Source organism: Bdellovibrio bacteriovorus str. Tiberius, from assembly GCF_000317895.1.
GTDB classification, from domain to species: Bacteria; Bdellovibrionota; Bdellovibrionia; order Bdellovibrionales; family Bdellovibrionaceae; genus Bdellovibrio; species Bdellovibrio bacteriovorus_F.
This window is the reverse complement of record NC_019567.1, coordinates 1912391-1927738: the sequence shown is the minus strand read 5'-3', so window position 1 is coordinate 1927738 and position 15348 is coordinate 1912391. Positions and strand designations below refer to the sequence as shown.

Below are 15348 nucleotides of genomic sequence, written 5' to 3'. Positions count from 1 at the left end.
TCTTATCGACCTTTAAATTCAGCTTTGCGTTTCTCGATGAAGGCACCAGTGCCTTCTTTAACGTCTTCAGAAGAGAACAACTCTGCAAAGATTCTTGCTTCGTTTTTCTGAGCTTCTTCAACATCCATGTCCCAGGCCTGATTGATGGAGAACTTCGCAGAACCCACGGCAATCGGAGCTTTGGCCAAAATAGCGTCTACAGTTTTCATCACAGTGTTCATCAGTTCTGCCTGAGGCACGACTTTGTTCACCAGACCTGCTGCATGAGCTTCCGCGGCAGTCAGCATGCCACCAGTGTAAGTCAGCTCACGCGCACGACGGGAACCCACTGCACGCGCCATGCGAACCGTCCCACCGAAGCCCGGGATCAATCCCAAAGAAACTTCCGGCAGACCGAATTTTGCATTTTCCGCGGCATAGATGAAATCACAACCCAAAGCCAGTTCACAGCCGCCCCCCAGAGCAAAACCGTTCACCGCAGCGATCACTGGTATTTTCAAAAGTGTCAGCTCATGGAAGATGCTCTGACCACGCTGAGCAAAGACCAGCGCCTTTTCTTCATCCAGGTCATGGATTTCTTTGATGTCAGCACCCGCCACGAAAGCTTTTTCACCAGAACCTGTGATGATCAAAGCGCGCGCATCGGAATAGTCCATTTCACCGATCTGACGAAGGGCTTCGCCCATTTCGTTCAGAACGGTGGAATTCAGAGCGTTCAAAGATTCCGGACGATGGATCGTCAGAACCCAGACCCCGTGTGTTTTTTGTTCAAGAAGAATTGTTTTATAATTGCTTGCCATTATCAGACCTCAATTACTTCGCGCTGTAGTCGTAGAAACCACGACCTGTTTTACGACCCAACCAGCCTGCTTCAACGTATTTCACCAGCAGCGGACACGGACGATACTTGGAATCACCCAGACCATCATGCAGTACGTTCATGATCGCTAGGCAGGTGTCCAAACCAATGAAATCCGCCAGAGTCAAAGGACCCATTGGCTGGTTTGTTCCCAATTTCATCGCGTTGTCGATAGCATCCACGGAAGCAATGCCTTCGTGAAGAGTGTAAACCGCTTCGTTGATCATCGGCATAAGAACACGGTTCACGATGAAGCCTGGCATGTCTTTCACGGACTCAACGAACACTTTGTCCATTTTTTCTGCCAAAGCCTTAACAGTCGCGAAAGTTTCATCCGAAGTCTGAAGACCACGGATACCTTCCACCAATTTCATCAACGGAACAGGATTCATGAAATGCATACCAGCGACTTTTGTTGGACGCTTGGTCACACCCGCAATTTTAGTGATGGAGATGGAAGATGTATTGGACACCAACAATGCTTCCGGTTTTACGGTCGCGTCCAGATCCTTGAAGATCTTGAGTTTCAGGTCGATGTTTTCAGTCGCGGCTTCAATCACGATATCGCAATCTTTCAAGCCTGCAGTTTCCTGAACGGTCTTGATACGACCAAGCAAAGTGGCCTTGTCGGCCTCTGCCATAGTGCCTTTTTTGATAAGACGATCGCAGCTTCCAGAGATGGTTGCGATCCCTTTTTCAAGAGCAGCCCCGTTTACGTCCATCATGATGACGTTAAAACCAAAGTTTGCCGCCACTTGTGCGATACCATTGCCCATCTGTCCTGCGCCTACGACGCCGATCGTTTTGATATTCATTTATCACTCCGCGTTAATTTGTATTTAAAACAGCCTGAATTAGATACTTTACTTTAGGCCAGAGGTCAAAACTTCTGGCCTTGAGAGCACTGAGCCTAAAGCCTCAAAATAAGCATATGCGGTCAGCCTTTTTTCTCTCGTTGTCGTTCATTTTCAGCTCTCCCAGCACTTTTGCGGCTTTAGCCACGGATGCCTCTAAGGCCATGTCGTTCTATCGCAGTAAAACCAGCGCTTTTCCCTCTGGCCAGGTGAGTCGAACATCCCTTGAAAACTCTCTTCGTCGCACCGAAATGGAAGCTTCCTTTACCGTGTCCTGGGACCGTAAGAGCTATTCCCTTTCGGGGGATCGCCTGATTCGCGACATTCAGGTGGCTCGTTTCGTGGAAACCCGCACCCCGGTCACGTTGCTCAGCCTAAACCGCAGTGATTCCTCTTTGGTGAAATCCGTTCCTGGCGGTCACCAACTGGAACTTTTGGAATGTGATGATTACTGGGCACGAGTGAAAGAGAAAAACTCTAACACGCAAGGCTGGCTGCCTTTGCATCTGCTGACCACCCGCCATGATGATCCCGGTGTGTACATGAATCTGATCGACACTTATGTGCGCACCGAACCTTCCAGTTTCGGAAAAGTTCTGACCACATTGCCACGCCTGAAACGCGTGATTCCGCTGGAAGTAACTGCGAGCTTTTTGAAAATTCAATACAACGGCAAAGTGGGCTTCGTGGACATCACGCACTTTGTGAACCGCGCTGACTTTGCAACTTTGGCTTATCATCCAAAAAAAAACTGGCTGACCGTGGCGTTTAGAAACAACAACAAGATCCTGACTAAAAAAGGCGAAAACGTCGACATGTCCGAGGTGCTGGGTTACGTGACCAGCCCGTTGCGTGCGATTGTGATCCGACCTGATTCCACAAGCTACGGCCCGCCTTTGCGCGCCCGTGTGGAGATTCAAAAACCTGAAGCCGTTATCTGGGGTGTCAGCCGCGTGGACGGTCATGGTGAAGTCTGGTGGAAGAAAACAGATTTGCTGCTGCCGCAAAACCCCGTTGTGGAGCCATCAAAACAAATTCTGACCGACACGCTTCTTAAGCGCGAAATCTATTCCATCGCTTTTGAAAGCAAAACCTCGGTCCGCGGCCTGGTGTCTTCAGAAGGAATCTATCGCACGGATGATGGCCTGACTTGGACCGCCATTCCCCAGTTTGGAAAACAGAATTATCCTGTGAGCATTCATCCAAGTGGTGTGTGGTTTGTGGGATCTTTCAAGTCCACAAACCAGGGAAAAAGTTTTGAGCCCTTTATCCGCTGGGACAAACTGGCCCAAGCCATTGAATCCGCCTATCACCGCAATCCAAAAATCCTGCGTCTGACGCAGATTGAAGCTCTGCCTAATTCCCAGATTCAGATTTCTGTCGACACCGGAAGCTCGCGCGTGAAACTGCGAAGCTCACTGGAAGGCACGACCTGGAATGTGGTCCGCAACTAAGACAAGCCCCTAGCGATAATCCCACAAAAGGGATTCAGGGGCCTCTTTCACTTCGCCGGTTTTATCCAGCAAAAAGCCTTCAGCAAAGACTTTTCCGACCCCGCCCATAGAAATGAAATTTGGAAACTTCCACGTTGAATAATACGCCTGAATCACCAGAAGGGATTCTTCCTGCGGCAGACGATCATGAAAGACGGTCATCAGTACTTCACGTCCGTTGATTTCCATGATTTCACTGTGATCCAATGGGAAGCTTTTTAGGAAAATCGGATCAGACGATTTCAAGGCCTCCAGCTTTTCCAAAAGGATGCGGCAGACTTCCTGCACTTGAGGGTCTTTGCTTTTGTTATCACGACAAGAGGCTGATCCCAGCGCCAGACGAAACTTGCTCATGACCAAAGCTTTCCTGAACACATCTGATAGAACATTTTAAAATCCCCACACAGGGACCACAAAGGGTGTTTAAACGTCGCCGGACGGTTTTTCTCGACGATAAAGTGACCAACCCAGGCAAAGCCATAGCCAATCACCGGAAGCCACCACAGCAGGTTCCATTGCTTAGTCAGAACAGCTGCCAGAATCAGAAGATGTACCAGCAGCGTCCCGACAAAATGCAGACGACGATTGAAGGGGTTGGAATGCTCTTGCAGATAAAAAGGCCAGAACTCCTGAAAGCTTTTCACCAAACCCCCGTTTGGAAATTGGAAATTCGAAATTGGACGTTAGAAGTTATCCACTGCGAAGTACGGCTCCATCATCTTGCGAACCTTTTCCTGCAGAATAGGACGATCTTCAATAGTGTATCCTTCGGTGCTGACCGGAGGAAGGACCTCGAGCGTTATTGTGCGACTCCACACGCCCCAGTTAGGCACAAGCTGCCCCTTGGACATGATCGCTGCCGCCCCCTTCACGATCACCGGCACGATGGGTGCCTTGGCGCTGATAGCGAAGATGAACGGACCGGATTTGAATGATCCCAAAGTTTCAGTTTTCTGACGGGTGCCTTCCGGCGCCAGGGCAAAACGCTCCCCGGCCTTAATGCGGGCTTCGGCGGCCTGATAGACTTTGAAAACTTCATCACGGCGATTTCTTGCAATCGGCAAAATGCCCGCGCGTCTCATGCCGGCGCCAAACACCGGAATGCTGAAAAGTTCAATTTTAGCCCCGAAACGGAAAGATCCCAACCAGCCGTTCATGGCAAAGATGTCGAAGAAACTGGTGTGATTAAAGACGTACAGGAATCCGCCATCAGGACGGTTTTCCAGGCCTTTAACTTCCACTTTCACATTGAACATGCGGCAGCAGTTGCGGGTCCAGAACTCGACAATGTGGTCTTCCAGCTTGCGGTTGTTAAACAGAATATTGCAGATGACCATCGCCGCTGAACACAACACCGTGTGAATCGGCAGCAGAATCGCACCCAGCAAAGAACGAGGATAAGAAAGAAGTTTTAAAAACATAATTAACCTGGATCCGGGAACAGGCGTTTTCTCGCGGCTGTTCGTTGACGTTCCTTGTAAGCCTGATGTTCGCTGGGACCGGACAAAATGCGATCGTGAGCGGACTTATCCATGATCTGAACCTCGAATGGATAGAAGAAGCTAAAGGCCTCTTTGCCCCCCTGAGGTTTGATATGAACCAGCTTACGGGAAATGAATTTGATAAATTTATAGTCTTCACCCGAGAAGAAGTTTTCCTTGCGCAGGAACTTTACGTTCTCGCCTTCTTCGGCCAGTTTCTGGTCAAAGGCTTCCTGAATGCTTTTTTCATCCAGGGTGTCCAGACGGTGGGACAGATCATCACACACGCTCATGAACAGATTCACCGGGTAAAGATTGTTCGAACTTTGATCCGGCATGATGTGCGGAAAGCTGATGATGTCTTCTTTGATCAGGAAGCGCACGACCTGGAAGGAATCAAACAGATTGCGGGTCACAAAGCGAACCCCCAGCTTGTCAAAGATCTTCATTGCCAGCGCATCGGGCTTGGCCAAAAGTTTGATCACGGTGCTGGATGAAGTTTTGAAGGGTTTTACTTCAAAGCCCATCAGCTCCACCTGATCCAACTGGTCGGTGGGGCTTTTCATAAAGGTGCGATGGGTGTTTCCGTCATGCAGGATGCAGTTCTGGAAAGGCGTCAGGATCTGGGACTGGATTTCTTCAGAAAATGAACTGAACAGGTCATTTTCCGCATGCACAAAGACGTGCATGCAGCGGATGATCGCACAGGCCCAGCGCTGCAGCTGTTGTTCTTCCGGATTTTGGGAACTTGCAAAAATCAGAAGCTGGCGGATGTCGCCCAGTTTTTTGCGGTCACGGAATACTTCAGGAAGATCGGTGTCCTGAAAACCCAGCTTTTCCAGCATCAACACCAAAGCACGACGATGGAAGTACCACAACCTTTCCAGGTCGTCTTCGCGGGTGATATCAAAGCCATAGCTTAATAAGAAGGAACTGGCAGCCTCGAGGGAATGAATATTCAGCCTTGGAATATCGATGGCTGAATGTCCTCCGACAACGGAGTCTAAAATAGATGATTCGAAAATGAAACGTTGAGGCATTCCCCTATCTTCAAACTCGATAGGGGGTGAAGCAAGACGCGGCGCTTATTTGATCAAGGAGCAGGCATACATGCGGAAGTTACCCAGAGTACCGCTGGCTGGCTGATAACCGGAAACCGCTGTATAGTTCTGGTAGTAAACAGTGCCTTCGGCGATGCTGTTATCGTAAGCACCTTGGAAGATGATTTCACCATAACCGTCTCTGAATTTAACCTGGAATTGACGCGTATTGCGATCAATCATGCCCTCAGAAGCCTGAGAGAAAGACACAGAGTAAGGCTGGATCACTTGCCCCTGATAAACCTGATTCGCATAAGAATCGAAGATCTTGATCAACATGTTGGATTCAGCCGGAATCAGGCTGCCCGCGCTGTCGAATTTGAAGGTTGCAAAAAGATCCACACCGGTTCTGTCATTGATGTTGCCGCTCACCGTGCCCAATGATTGTGGGTCCAAAGTAGCAGAAACAAAGTTCTTCACCTGAGTTTCAAATTGAGGGGAAGCATACTGATCAAAGATTTTACCGGCAGAGGAAGTACCGCAAGTACCACTTGTTGTCGTTCCACCCTGGCTGACACCGCCACCGGAAGTTGTTCCTGTGTTGGTTGTGCGGCCTGCGACGCGAACAGAGCTGCTATCCTTCTTGGCACATGCACTGAGGGAAAGAACCGCCAGCAGCAACACACCCAGCATTTTATTTTTAAAGATAGAGTTTGTCATAATCGCCTCCTGCATATCCCTAAGGCAAGAGGCGGACCAGTCGTGCCATACCTATAATCGATCTGGCACCCCTTTTTCGTTTCGCGCTGATACGAAGATGCCAAGGGCGCCATTTCAGGGACGCAGGCGCAAAAACTTTCGACAGTCACTGATTCCCGTCTCGCTTTGAGACAAATAAAAAAGGCCGGTGCAAAGCCGGCCTTTTCATCAAAACGTGCTCTATATATAGATGCTATTGAATCTTGCTCAAAGCTGTCAGAACTTCAATTTCAGCCTTCAACCAAGCCGCCGCTGCGGCATCCACCAAACCTCCGGTCAAAAGACGCAATGGCAAAGCGGTCAGGTTCGGCTCAGTCACCGGATCCAAAGATGGATCAATCTCAGATAACAAGCCCGCGATCTTTTGCAGCTGTTCAGAGCGGGCTTTCGCCACACGCAAAGTCATATCAAAGCGCAGCCCCTGAGAAGACAATAACTTCCCGAAGTAAGCCTTTTCATCCGCCTTCAACCAGGAATAGGGCAAGGTCACTTCTTTAGCAAGGCCCGGGCCCACTTTCACCACCACTGTCCCCGTCGCTGCCTGCGCCAGATCCAGATACAACGCCGTCAGGGACTCTGCTTCCGCTTCATCCAACAGGTTCTGACCCAGCAAAGAGGTCACGATGGATTTAGCGCCATTGGCATCTTCCACGGCTTCGTTCAATTTCGGCAACAAGGTCGCGCCACCAGCCAACAAAATCTTGTCATTCACCGGACGGAGGCTGTCCATGAACTTCAGGATCTTTCTTTGTTGGGCCTCGGTCAGAACATACTCACGACCACCCAAAGTTTTACCACCAGCCAGGTACGGGGCCGCTTTCAGCTCTTCAATCTGCTGATCCAGCCATTTCATGTTGATGTTGCCGTTTTTATCGCGCATCAAACCATTCAGCATCGCCGCATAGCCGCCGACTTCTTTCAAGGATGCCGCACGCTCTTTCATCAGCTGTTCATCAAGACCCAGACGTGCATACATGATCTTGCCGGTTTTCACTGCCGTCAAAGAAGCAAAGCTTGCTGCCGGCTGCCCCGCCTTTGTACTGTCAAAAAGAACCTGAGAAACAAAAGACAGATCAATATTCGCACGACCCCATTTTACAGTGTCCGCCAATACCGTTTCCAGATTACGAACCACGCCCGGCTGATCAGCCGGGTACAAACGACCAATGATGGAGGCAAACAGAACCTTCACCAGATCATCACGCTCATCCACCGCATCCAGATACTTACGCAGCAATGGGTTGTTACCAGCATCAAAACGCTCGCAACCATAGATCTGCAAACCTTGAGAATTCGCCACGGCGATATCATCATCCGTGCAATAACGGCTGATTTTTTCATCCAAAGCCGTGTTGTTGTCAGAATAAGCCCAGTCCATCGCCATCTTGTCATAAGAAAGCGCCGCATACTTGATACGGCCCGACATCAGGATGTCATCAATACCGCTGACATAGTCCATGATACTGGTGGATGTTTCCAGACCCTGGTGATTTGGATCACGCAAATAAGTCTTGGCTGATTCGTAAATTTCCTGAGTGGATACTTTCGCGGAAGAAGAACCCGCGAAGTTATGGCGCATCCCCAAAGCATGCCCCAGTTCGTGCGCCACCGTGGCACGCACACTGTCCTGAGCCAGTCTTAGACGCTGAGAATCCCCCGCTTCACGGGCAATCTTATTCAGGGCCAGCAATGACGGGGTCAAGTCACAGGCAATCGCACCTGCAGCCACCACCGGCACATCACCGTTCAGCTTCACCAGATCGGCAGAGCCCACAGAGGTGAACACGGAAGGCATAAACACCTGAGCGCGCAAAAGCTCGCCCGTCAAAGGATCTGACTGACCAATTGCATAGGCCGCACCGGAATCAAGCCAGGGAATCCAGCGCACGATGATGCTGCGATCTTCCGGCTTGGCATCCACAGGAACACCCGTCACCACCTGGATCACATCACGGCCAAAAACTTTATTCCAGTAAAGCGCGCCTTCAGTCACAGCTGTCAGATAGTCTTCTGGAACCGCTTCTGAAACACGCACCTTGATCGGGCCTTTTTCCGGGGAAATATCCCACTTGGTGATCAGGTTCGTCATTTCCTTGCTGTAGCCAAGCTTACGGTATTTGGTAACGAAGAAACCCACCCGGCGGGAGCTGTCGTATTCTTTGGCCTTGAAGTTCTTGGAAAGATCATAGGCGCGAATCTGAATGTTCATATTCAGAGTTTCTTCACGCGGTTCGTGATTCAGGGACTTGTCAGAACCGACTTTGATATTGTCGCTGCGGATCTTGGACAACTGATTCAGCTCGATGTTCTTTTCATCAAACTTGATTCCAGTCACAAAAGAATCAATCACCGGCAAAGACGCCAAGGAGCTGTCGGTCAGATCCACATTTCCGCGAGGGGCATCCACGTCATAGGAACGCTGAAGGACAAAACTCTTAAGCCCCTGTCCCCAGTCGAACGTGATGGAATTTGCGTCTTCAGAAATCACTTCGAAGCTCTGGATCAGATTCACGGTGCGGATTTCAGAATAGATGCTGTTGTAGTTTTCGCCGATCAAAGCCAGGCGGTTGCCGGATTTTTCAAAGCTCACCACCAAAGGTTTCAGGTCGTACCACTGTGGCGTCATTCCGGAAGTGATACCAGAAGCCATCAGCAGGAAGATCTTCCCCAAAGAGCTTTTTTGAATGGTGACACAGGAAGCCTGTTTGCACGCGGCATTTGCCGGGATGTCAGCCGGATTGCTGAAGGTACTCAGAGAGTTTGCAGGAGCCTGCTTGGCCTGGATGATTTGATCCAGCGGCTTTGCCTCGAACTGGGTGCACGCCGAAAGAAGCGTCGAAGAAAGCAATGCGCCCACAACCAGGATGTTCTTTTTAACCGCCATGAATGGCCCCCTCTGAAATTTCTGATGCATTTAATTTCAGTGCATTTATGCCAAAGTATTGCCAAGATCAAAAGAGTTCTGAAAAAAAGAAAATTGCAATGTTCATTACATTGACAGGAGTTTCATGGCCGCAGATTCCACCACCTTCATGGGGCATCCACGAGGACTTTTTACACTCTTCTTCACTGAGATGTGGGAAAGATTCTCATATTACGGCATGAGAGTGCTTCTGGTGCTTTACATGACTCAGTACCTGTTCCTGGAAGCTCAGCACGGCAAAGAAATTTGGGGCTTTTCGGCCCTTAAATCCTTCCTGGGATACTTCTATGGCGAAATGTCCGTGCAGGCCATGTCCTCACAAATTTACGGGCTGTACACGGGCCTTGTTTATTTTACACCCTTTTTCGGCGGAATTATCGCCGATCGCTTCATCGGCCAGCGCCGTTCGGTGTATGTCGGCGGCTTTTTGATGGCCATCGGCCACTTCCTGATGGCGGTGGAAAGCCTGTTCTTCCCGGCCTTGCTTTTCCTGATCGTGGGGAACGGCTTCTTTAAACCCAACATCTCGACCCAAGTGGGCGGCCTTTACGCTCAAGGTGACAACCGCCGCGACGGGGCTTACACGATTTTCTATATGGGTATCAATCTGGGGGCGATTATGTCGCCACTGATTTGCGGAACTCTGGGGCAAAAAGTCGGCTGGCACTGGGGCTTTGGCGCTGCGGGCGTGGGCATGCTTTTATCCCTGGCGATCTATCACTTCGGCGGCAAACACCTGCCTGAAACTGAACACAAAAAATCCATCAGGGAAGTCGAAGCTGTCGCGCACAAACCGATGACCCGCGAAGAATGGACCCGCACCATCGCCCTGACGGTCCTGTGCATGGTCACGATCTTCTTCTGGGGGGTTTACGAACAGCAGGGTAACACCATGCAATTGTGGGCGGATCAGCAGACCGACTGGAACTTCTTCGGATGGGAGATTCCTTCCACGTGGTATCAAAGCTTCAACCCTCTTATCATCATTCTGTTTGCGCCGCTATTGGACCGTTTCTGGGCATGGCAGGCTAAGTATGGCAAGGCTCCTTCCACGGTCACCAAGATGGCCCTCGGTTGTGTGCTGGGTGCGGTGGCCTTGGTGGTCATGTACTTCGCGGCAAAAATCGTGGGCGGCGGCCAAGGATCTGTGATGTGGCTGTTGGGTTCGACCTTCCTGCTGACTATGGCAGAGCTTTACATTTCACCGATCGGTCTGTCGGTGGTGACGAAAGTTTCCCCGGCCAAAATTGTATCGATGATGATGGGTGTGTGGTTCCTGGCGGCCTTCTTCGGAAACTACGTCGCAGGTTACGTGGGCATGTTCTATGAGACCATGGGGAAAGACCAGTTCTGGCTGCTCTTGGCAGTCTTAAGTCTGATCCCCGGAGTTATGTTCTTTGCCTGCCATAAATTCCTGACTCAAGCCCTGGGAAAAGAGACTTAAGCGCTGTTTCTTAGCAGGCCTTCTTTGCTTGTTCATTCAGATTTCAGACAATGAAAGCAGAAAGAAGGCCCTATGGACTATAAAGTCATCTGCCCGCATTGCCGGGAAAAATTTGCGATGACCCTTTACCATGAGGACGGCGACGATCAGGAGTTTATCTATGACTGCGAAGTGTGCTGCCACCCTATCGCCATTCAGGCGCACTGGGATCAGGAACACCGTCGCTTTTCCCTGAACGTCGGCCGCGGCGATGGCTATGACGAAATGCCCATATAACTTGACCCCGTTTTCGGGATATGAGTTTATGAGGGCATGAAACTGCGCCCGCTGGAACTGACCGACCTGCCTCTGGTGAAAGCTTTTACCGATTCGACGATCGGCATGGGCTACTTTTCCGAAAGCGAACTGCAAGACTGCTTCAATAAATCCCAATCCCAAGGCGTGATGTGTTCCTTTGTTTTGATCGATGATCAGAACCATATCAAAGGCTTCCGTCTGGCTTATCCTCCCGGCGCGTGGAGCAAAGGCAAAGGCTCAAAACTGCATCCGGAGCTTTGGAATGTGCCCTTGGAAAGTGCCGCCTATTTTCAAAGTCTTTTCATTGCGCCGGAAGTTCAGGGTGGCGGCTGGGGGCCGAAACTTTCTGATGCGGCCTTGGAATGCTTCCGCAAACTGGGCGCGAAAGCCGTGATCACCCACGCCTGGAAAGAATCCCCGAACAATTCTTCCATCCGCTATCTGACGAAATACGGTTTTACAAGTGTGGCGACGCACCCGAATTACTGGATTGATGTCGATTACACCTGCATCCGCGATGGAAAACCCTGCCGTTGCACGGCCGAAGAAATGATCAAGTATCTTTAAGGACTTTTATGAGTATCTCGCTGTGGCTTGACCAATCCGCTTCGCAAAAAAGAAAACAATTTGATGTCGTCATCGTCGGCGCCGGCATTGCCGGGCTGTCCACCGCCTACTGGCTGGAAAAAGAAAACCCGTCCCTGAAGATCGCAATCCTTGAAAAACATCGCGTGGCTTTCGGGGCCTCGGGCCGCAACGCGGGCTTTGTGACCTGCGGATCGACGGAACATTTCATGAAACTGCAGGAACAATTCGGCCTGGAAAAAGCCGCCGAGATCTGGAAGTTTTCTGAAGAAAACCGCCGACTGCTTTTAGACGAAATCATCGGCAAGGATCTGGATGCTGTGGACTTCCGCCACACAGGATCCTGCACCGTCGCACCGAGCGCCGCGCACTGGGAAAAATACCAGAAAGCCGCGCAAATCATGCGCTCCGTCGGTATAGATGTTTTGGAAGTGGGCCCGGAAGATATGGAACGCGACTATGGGGTGACGGGCTTTGAAGGCGGCATTCAGTACACGGGGGATGGTTATGTGCACCCGGTAAAGCTGCTTGAAAAACTGCGTGCTCGTTTGAAGGCTGAAATCTTTGAAAGCACAGAAGTGTTTTCGGTGGTTCACGAAGCTCAAGGCCATGTCCTGCAAACGGACCGAGGCCTGTTCAGCGCACCGAAAGTGCTATTGACTTTGAATGCCTATTTGCCCCTGGTGGCGCCCGAGTTCGCAAACCTTATTCGCGCTGGCCGTGGACAGATTCTGGTCACAGAACCCCTGCCAGCGTTCGTAAAAGGACCGTGCTACCTGACGAAGCATCTTTGTTATTTCCGCCAACTGCCGTCGGGACACCTGTTGATTGGTGGGTTTAGAAATCTATCGGTTGAAACCGAAAACACCTGGGCCGATGCGACCACTCCGCTGATTCAGCAAGCTTTGATTGATTTTGTGCGCAGTCACTTTAAACACGGCAAAGACGCGCGCATTGCCTATCAGTGGTCCGGCATTATGGGTTATTCCCCGGATGGACAAATGATGATTGGCGAAGTTCCCAACCGTCAGGGTCTGCATGTGATGGCGGGATGCTCTGGACACGGCATGGGATTAAGCTTCCACGCTGCCCGCGTGCTGGCAGAAAGTCTTTCCGGCAAACAGATTCCGGCGCATTTACAATTATCTCGATTTCAGGATCAAATCACGGGATAGTTGACGCTTTCCGCCGCCGTAGCGATGGCGGCGTGCAGAAATCATGAATAGAAATAAAAAAGCCCCCAACATTGTTGAAGGCTTTTTTTTTGAAAACCAGCTTAGCTGTCGAATAAAAAACCAACAGCTGTTGCTTACAAAAATACTAAAAAACTATTTGTAGAACTTGCTGTTTGATTTTGCCATGTTCGTTAGCGGAGTCGCCGGTTTCAGGCGAGCTGCTTTGCGGCTGGAAGCGTACATCGCCAGCTGGTCGGCCACATACTGAGTGCCAATGCTGTCGGTGTACTTCATCAGACCACCACGGAACGGCGGGAAGCCCGTACCCATGATCATCGCCAGATCCACTTCGTGCGGAGTTTCCACGATACGATCTTCAACCAGCGCCAAAGAGCACTCATTGATCATCGCAAAGACACCACGCTCGATGCACTCTTTGCCATCGTATGGATTGGTCGGCTGACCCAGACCCAAAGCTGCATACACAGTCTGATCCACAGCGCCACGCTTACCGTCTTCACCGTATGTATAGAACCCCTTGCCGTTCTTACGACCCAGGCGACCGGAATTCCCCAGAGCTTCCATACAAGCCGCCAGCTCGATACGCTCGCCGAAGGCTTTTTTGAAGATTTTAAGAACCTTCAAACAAACATCCAAACCAACTTCATCCATCAATTCAAATGGACCCATCGGCATACCGAATTCTTTCACGTAAACCTTGTCGACGAATTCGATGCTCATGCCTTCCTGAAGCAAGAACGCCGCTTCGCCCATGTAAGGCAAAAGCAAACGATTCACCAGGAAGCCCGGACCGTCTTTTACCACCACTGGCATCTTGCCCATTTTTTTGGACAGCTCGTAAATAGTTGCAATTGTTTCGTCAGAAGTCTTTTCACCACGGATGACTTCGATCAATGGCATTTTATTCACCGGATTGAAGAAGTGCATACCCGCGAAATACTCCGGACGTGGATGACCTTTGGCCATTTCAGTCACAGACAGGGAGCTGGTGTTGGTCGCGATAATGGCGTCAGGACGCATTTGACCTGCGCACTCACCTATAACTTTTTGCTTAACACCCATGTCTTCAACGATGGCTTCAACGACAACATCCAGATTTTTGAAACCTGCGTAATCAGTGGAAACAGACACCAGATCCATTTTTTGCTGGAACTGATACTTGTCGATGGATTTTCTTTTCACAAGTTTCATCCAAAGATCGCTGGCGTGCTTCAAACCCTTACCCAGCGCATCGGTGTTCAAGTCCTTCATGCGAACCTGAATGCCCTTGTCTGCCGCCACGTAAGCAATACCGCCACCCATGGTGCCAGCACCCAAAACACCAAGACCTTTCACATCGCGTGGCTTTACATCCACACCCGTCACACCGTTTTGTTTTTTCACCATCTCGGTCAAATAGAAAACGTGGATCAGGTTTTTGGAAATATCAGTCACACCCAGCTTGCAGAAGCCTTCACGCTCTACACGCAAAGCCGCATCGCGATCAGACATACCATAAGTTTTCTGAATCACTTCCAACGCCTGCAAAGGTGCTGGATAATGACCCTTCGTCGCCTTCAACACACCCTCACGGGCTTTCTTAAAGACAATGCTGCGACCCAAAGCGCTTTCCAGAATCACATTCACAGCCCCTTGTGGCTTGAATGTTTTACGACGTTTCTTAGCGCCATCCGCGATGATTTCTTTCGCCCATTTCAAAGAGAAGGACTCAAGCAGGTTCGCGTGAACAACTTTATCCACCAGACCAAGTTTCAAAGCCTTTTTGGAATTCACAGACTTACCAGCCAGGATAATATCCAAAGCCGCCTGCAAACCAATCACGCGAGGCAGACGAATACAACCACCAAAACCAGGCAGGATGCCCAGTTGAATTTCCGGCAAACCAATTTTCGTGGAAGAATCCTCAGAAGCAATACGGTAATCACAAGCCAGGATGAATTCACAACCCCCGCCCATACAAGCCCCATTGACAGCAGCAATCGTCGGCATCGGCAGGTCTTCAACCATACTGATAACTTCCTGACCACCCTTCACCGCAGCTTCAAATTCTTCAGCCTTGGTCATGCTTTTGATTTCTTCAATATCCGCACCCGCAATAAAGATCTTGGGTTTGTTGGATTTAAAAATAACAGCCTTGTACGAGGACTTCTTCAACTCCTCAACAACTTCCTTAAGGCGCATCATCACCGGCGTAGAGAACTTATTAACTTTCTCCCCCACCAGATCAAACTCAACAACAGCAACCTCACCCTGAGGAACAATTTTAATACTTTCCTGAATAGACATTCTGAAAACTCCTAAGTTGCAAATCTAAAAACATTCTAAATCTAAAACACCAAACATCAGTCCTTGCGAACTTTGCAAAAGAAGCACTCCGAAGCCCTTGGGATAGAGCCGGGCTCTGTCCCAAGGGCTTC

At 50.1% G+C, this 15348-nt stretch carries 14 protein-coding genes; 5 read left to right on the top strand and 9 right to left on the bottom strand.

Annotated elements, in window-relative coordinates; translation table 11 throughout:
- Positions 1-2 precede the first annotated feature (2 nt).
- Both BDT_RS09180 and BDT_RS09175 read right to left on the bottom strand, forming a co-directional pair.
- On the bottom strand, positions 3-800 hold the full coding sequence (locus tag BDT_RS09180; RefSeq protein WP_015090960.1) for an enoyl-CoA hydratase/isomerase family protein: 798 nt from the start codon (positions 798-800) through the stop codon (positions 3-5).
- Positions 801-813: 13 nt separating this feature from the next.
- Entirely contained in the window at positions 814-1674 is an 861-nt protein-coding gene (locus BDT_RS09175; protein ID WP_041577516.1) for a 3-hydroxybutyryl-CoA dehydrogenase, read from the bottom strand.
- Positions 1675-1790: 116 nt separating this feature from the next.
- Between BDT_RS09175 and BDT_RS09170 the strand changes: the two genes are divergently transcribed.
- Positions 1791-3167, top strand: coding sequence for an SH3 domain-containing protein (locus BDT_RS09170; RefSeq protein ID WP_235046327.1), 1377 nt, complete (start codon positions 1791-1793; stop codon positions 3165-3167).
- Positions 3168-3176: 9 nt separating this feature from the next.
- Here BDT_RS09170 and BDT_RS09165 read toward each other — a convergent pair whose 3' ends face one another.
- From BDT_RS09165 to BDT_RS09140, 6 genes are all read right to left on the bottom strand, one after another.
- Complete coding sequence (locus BDT_RS09165) at positions 3177-3560, bottom strand: hypothetical protein (protein WP_015090957.1); 384 nt, start codon at positions 3558-3560, stop codon at positions 3177-3179.
- Positions 3557-3850, bottom strand: a complete 294-nt coding sequence (locus tag BDT_RS09160; protein WP_015090956.1) for a DUF962 domain-containing protein — start codon at positions 3848-3850, stop codon at positions 3557-3559. Before BDT_RS09160 ends, BDT_RS09165 begins: the two co-directional genes overlap by 4 nt.
- A gap of 39 nt (positions 3851-3889) precedes the next feature.
- On the bottom strand, positions 3890-4627 hold the full coding sequence (locus BDT_RS09155; protein ID WP_015090955.1) for a lysophospholipid acyltransferase family protein: 738 nt from the start codon (positions 4625-4627) through the stop codon (positions 3890-3892).
- Positions 4628-4629: 2 nt separating this feature from the next.
- On the bottom strand, positions 4630-5727 hold the full coding sequence (locus BDT_RS09150) for a TIGR04552 family protein (RefSeq protein ID WP_015090954.1): 1098 nt from the start codon (positions 5725-5727) through the stop codon (positions 4630-4632).
- 45 nt (positions 5728-5772) lie between these two features.
- Positions 5773-6447 carry a hypothetical protein gene (locus tag BDT_RS09145; RefSeq protein WP_148278785.1) on the bottom strand — a complete coding sequence of 225 codons (675 nt, stop codon included), beginning with the start codon at positions 6445-6447 and terminating at the stop codon, positions 5773-5775.
- A gap of 232 nt (positions 6448-6679) precedes the next feature.
- Complete coding sequence (locus BDT_RS09140; RefSeq protein WP_015090952.1) at positions 6680-9370, bottom strand: zinc-dependent metalloprotease; 2691 nt, start codon at positions 9368-9370, stop codon at positions 6680-6682.
- 124 nt (positions 9371-9494) lie between these two features.
- On the opposite strand from BDT_RS09140, the gene BDT_RS09135 reads away from it, so the two are divergent.
- The 4 genes from BDT_RS09135 to BDT_RS09120 all read left to right on the top strand — a co-directional run bounded on the left by BDT_RS09135 (position 9495) and on the right by BDT_RS09120 (position 12910).
- Positions 9495-10853: a peptide MFS transporter gene (locus BDT_RS09135; protein WP_015090951.1), complete on the top strand. Its 1359-nt coding sequence runs from the start codon at positions 9495-9497 to the stop codon at positions 10851-10853.
- Between the two features lie 72 nt (positions 10854-10925).
- Positions 10926-11129: a CPXCG motif-containing cysteine-rich protein gene (locus BDT_RS09130; RefSeq protein WP_015090950.1), complete on the top strand. Its 204-nt coding sequence runs from the start codon at positions 10926-10928 to the stop codon at positions 11127-11129.
- Positions 11130-11165: 36 nt separating this feature from the next.
- A complete protein-coding gene (locus tag BDT_RS09125) occupies positions 11166-11717 on the top strand; it encodes a GNAT family N-acetyltransferase (protein WP_015090949.1) in 552 nt (183 codons plus the stop codon).
- An 8-nt stretch (positions 11718-11725) separates the two neighbouring features.
- Complete coding sequence (locus BDT_RS09120) at positions 11726-12910, top strand: NAD(P)/FAD-dependent oxidoreductase (RefSeq protein WP_015090948.1); 1185 nt, start codon at positions 11726-11728, stop codon at positions 12908-12910.
- Between the two features lie 153 nt (positions 12911-13063).
- Here the strand turns inward: BDT_RS09120 and BDT_RS09115 are convergent, their stop codons facing one another.
- Positions 13064-15217 carry a 3-hydroxyacyl-CoA dehydrogenase NAD-binding domain-containing protein gene (locus tag BDT_RS09115; protein WP_015090947.1) on the bottom strand — a complete coding sequence of 718 codons (2154 nt, stop codon included), beginning with the start codon at positions 15215-15217 and terminating at the stop codon, positions 13064-13066.
- Positions 15218-15348: the final 131 nt, after the last annotated feature.

Excerpts from the sequence above, each read along its gene's own strand:
- BDT_RS09135 (WP_015090951.1), top strand. The coding sequence starts at position 9,495 with ATGGCCGCAGATTCCACCACCTTCATGGGGCATCCACGAGGACTTTTT.
- BDT_RS09180 (WP_015090960.1), bottom strand. The coding sequence starts at position 800 with ATGGCAAGCAATTATAAAACAATTCTTCTTGAACAAAAAACACACGGG.
- BDT_RS09175 (WP_041577516.1), bottom strand. The coding sequence starts at position 1,674 with ATGAATATCAAAACGATCGGCGTCGTAGGCGCAGGACAGATGGGCAAT.
- BDT_RS09120 (WP_015090948.1), top strand. The coding sequence starts at position 11,726 with ATGAGTATCTCGCTGTGGCTTGACCAATCCGCTTCGCAAAAAAGAAAA.
- BDT_RS09155 (WP_015090955.1), bottom strand. The coding sequence starts at position 4,627 with ATGTTTTTAAAACTTCTTTCTTATCCTCGTTCTTTGCTGGGTGCGATT.
- BDT_RS09125 (WP_015090949.1), top strand. The coding sequence starts at position 11,166 with ATGAAACTGCGCCCGCTGGAACTGACCGACCTGCCTCTGGTGAAAGCT.
- BDT_RS09130 (WP_015090950.1), top strand. The coding sequence starts at position 10,926 with ATGGACTATAAAGTCATCTGCCCGCATTGCCGGGAAAAATTTGCGATG.
- BDT_RS09165 (WP_015090957.1), bottom strand. The coding sequence starts at position 3,560 with ATGAGCAAGTTTCGTCTGGCGCTGGGATCAGCCTCTTGTCGTGATAAC.
- BDT_RS09145 (WP_148278785.1), bottom strand. The coding sequence starts at position 6,447 with ATGACAAACTCTATCTTTAAAAATAAAATGCTGGGTGTGTTGCTGCTG.
- BDT_RS09140 (WP_015090952.1), bottom strand. The coding sequence starts at position 9,370 with ATGGCGGTTAAAAAGAACATCCTGGTTGTGGGCGCATTGCTTTCTTCG.
- BDT_RS09115 (WP_015090947.1), bottom strand. The coding sequence starts at position 15,217 with ATGTCTATTCAGGAAAGTATTAAAATTGTTCCTCAGGGTGAGGTTGCT.
- BDT_RS09150 (WP_015090954.1), bottom strand. The coding sequence starts at position 5,727 with ATGCCTCAACGTTTCATTTTCGAATCATCTATTTTAGACTCCGTTGTC.
- BDT_RS09170 (WP_235046327.1), top strand. The coding sequence starts at position 1,791 with ATGCGGTCAGCCTTTTTTCTCTCGTTGTCGTTCATTTTCAGCTCTCCC.